1 protein-coding gene is annotated in these 2,313 nt (G+C 53.3%); it reads left to right on the top strand.

The genetic code is table 11. The features are described from left to right. Window positions 1-2,313, top strand: a 2,313-nt coding sequence (locus AM228_RS33860) for a VCBS repeat-containing protein (protein WP_072160970.1), incomplete at both ends; no start/stop codon positions are given.

The following is a 2,313-nucleotide window of genomic DNA, read 5'->3' as shown; positions in this document are numbered from 1 at the left end:
GGCGGCCTCCCACACTCCCCACATCCCCCCTCTCCCCCCACACCCTCACCACCTACCCCCACACCCTCGGTTTCAGCCGCCAAACCTTTGCTGCGGGACTCGGTCCGCGTTCCGTCACCGTAGGAGACTTTAACGGCGATGGGAAACAGGACTTAGCGGTAGCGAGCTTTGACAACGGGAGAGTCTCAGTCCTGTTAGGGAACGGCAGTGGCGGTTTCAGCGCCCAAACCACCTTTGCTGTGGGAACCAGTCCGTATTCCGTCACCGTAGGAGACTTTAACGGCGATGGGAAACAGGACTTAGCGGTAGCGAACTCTGGCAGCGGCAACGTCTCAGTCCTGTTAGGGAACGGCAGTGGCGGTTTCAGCGCCCAAACCACCTTTGCTGTGGGAAGCAATCCGCAGTCCGTCACCGTAGGAGACTTTAACGGCGATAACAATCAGGACTTAGCGGTAGCGAACTCTGGCAGCGGCAACGTTTCAGTCCTGTTAGGGAACGGCAGTGGCGGCTTCAGCCCCCAAACCACCTTTGCTGTGGGAAGCGCTCCGGTTTCCGTCACCGTAGGAGACTTTAACGGCGATGGGAAACAGGACTTAGCGGTAGCGAACTCTGGCAGCGGCAACGTCTCAGTCCTGTTAGGGAACGGCAGTGGCGGTTTCAGCGCCCAAACCACCTTTGCTGTGGGAAGCAATCCGCGGCCCGTCACCGTAGGAGACTTTAACGGCGATGGGAAACAGGACTTAGCGGTAGCGAACTCTGGCAGCGGCAACGTCTCAGTCCTGTTAGGGAACGGCAGTGGCGGTTTCAGCGCCCAAACCACCTTTGCTGTGGGAAGCAATCCGCAGTCCGTCACCGTAGGAGACTTTAACGGCGATGGGAAACAGGACTTAGCGGTAGCGAACTTTGGCAGCGCCAACGTCTCAGTCCTGTTAGGGGACGGCAGTGGCGGTTTCAGCCCCCAAACCACCTTTGCTGTGGGAAGCAATCCGCGGCCCGTCACCGTAGGAGACTTTAACGGCGATAACAATCAGGACTTAGCGGTAGGGACCTCTGACCTCGGGAGAGTCTCAGTCCTGTTGAACAATTCCCCCAAAGTCACCACTGTCACCGCCACCACTACTAATGGTAGCTACAAAGCCGGTGATACCATTGCCATCACTGTCACCTTTAATGCGGCTGTTACAGTTGATACAACAGGTGGCACCCCCCGCCTCCAGCTAGAAACCGGCACCACCGACCAATATGCTACTTATGCTAGTAATAGTGGCGGTACTACCCTCACTTTTAACTATGTAGTGCAAGCTGGGGATAGTTCTACGAACTTACAATATTTCAGCACCAATGCCCTAGAGCTACATGGGGGGACGATTACAGCAGTAAGTGATGGTTGGTATGCTAATTTAACCCTCCCTGCCTTGGGTTCTGCCAACTCCCTCGGTGGCAGCAAAGCCATAGTTATTGATGGCATTGCCCCCACCTTATCTTCAGTAGCCATTGCTTCTAATAATGCCAACAATGCATTAGCCAAAGTTGGGGATGTGGCAACAGTTACTTTTACTGCTTCGGAAACCCTCGGTGGCACTCCCACTGTCACTATTGGCGGTAAAACTGCCACAGTCACCAATAGCGGGAATAACTACACCGCCACTTATACCCTGCAAGCCGCAGATACCGAAGGAAATTTACCGATTAATATTACCTTTACGGATGCTGCGGGCAATGCGGGAACGGCAGTAACGGCTACTACCGACTCCAGTAGTGTCACCTTTGACAAGACTGTCCCCACCTTATCTTCAGTAGCCATTGCATCCAATAATGCCAACAATGCATTAGCCAAAGTTGGGGATGTGGCAACAGTTACTTTCACTGCTTCGGAAACTCTCGGTGGGTTGCCTACGGTGACTATTGGTGGTCAAGCCGCCACAGTGACAAATACAGGTGGGAATAACTACACCGCCACTTATACCCTGCAAACCGCAGATACCGAAGGAAATTTACCGATTAATATTACCTTTACGGATGCTGCGGGCAATGCGGGAACGGCAGTAACAGCTACTACCGACTCCAGTAGTGTCACCTTTGATAAGACTGTCCCCACCTTATCTTCAGTAGCCATTGCATCCAATAATGCCAACAATGCATTAGCCAAAGTTGGGGATGTGGCAACAGTTACTTTTACTGCCTCGGAAACCCTCAGTGGCACTCCCGCAGTCACTATTGGCGGTAAAACTGCCACAGTCACCAATAGCGGGAACAACTACACCGCCACTTATACTCTGCAAACCGCCGATACCGAAGGAAATTTACCGATTA

This window comes from Planktothricoides sp. SR001 (assembly GCF_001276715.1).
GTDB lineage: Bacteria > Cyanobacteriota > Cyanobacteriia > Cyanobacteriales > Laspinemataceae > Planktothricoides > Planktothricoides raciborskii.
This window is presented reverse-complemented; position numbering and strand designations above follow the sequence as displayed.